This is a genomic window from Dellaglioa sp. CoH-57-MRSF-18 (assembly GCF_056781995.1).
This window is the reverse complement of sequence record NZ_JBXAXX010000138.1, coordinates 1-354: the sequence shown is the minus strand read 5'-3', so window position 1 is coordinate 354 and position 354 is coordinate 1. Positions and strand designations below refer to the sequence as shown.

The window sequence follows — 354 nt, the reverse complement described above, 5'->3', positions numbered from 1 at the left end:
TCTTGAGCGTGTGGCATTCGATGCCGAACAGAGCCTCGTCCTTCTTGTCGTTCAGGCGCACGAACTGTTTGTGCTCTTCCGCGAACTGTTCGAGTTCCGTGTGCCGGACACGATCCAGTTCCAAACCTAGATACTGCTCCAGCGACTTGAACATGGGACGCACCTCACGGTGATACTTCTTGTTCATCTTCATCTTCCTCAACTAGTTCGTTCATGGCATTCATCAGCCGCTGTTCGACTGACGCAGCCCAGTCATCATATTCGCTCCACACCGCGCGCCGCACGATGCACAGCGAATCCTCAAGCAAACTATACAGATCAGCAGCGTCCATGTCAATTACGTTTGCTCTTGGC

General features: G+C 52.8%; 2 protein-coding genes. Both read right to left on the bottom strand.

Annotated features, from left to right (window positions below; genetic code table 11):
• Nucleotides 1-187 (bottom strand): hypothetical protein (locus AC1RPG_RS08460; RefSeq protein ID WP_481762544.1); only part of this gene is annotated, 187 nt, incomplete at its 3' end.
• Nucleotides 165-354, bottom strand: a 190-nt coding sequence (locus AC1RPG_RS08455; RefSeq protein ID WP_481762543.1) for a hypothetical protein, incomplete at its 5' end; no start/stop codon positions are given. The genes AC1RPG_RS08455 and AC1RPG_RS08460, both read right to left, overlap by 23 nt.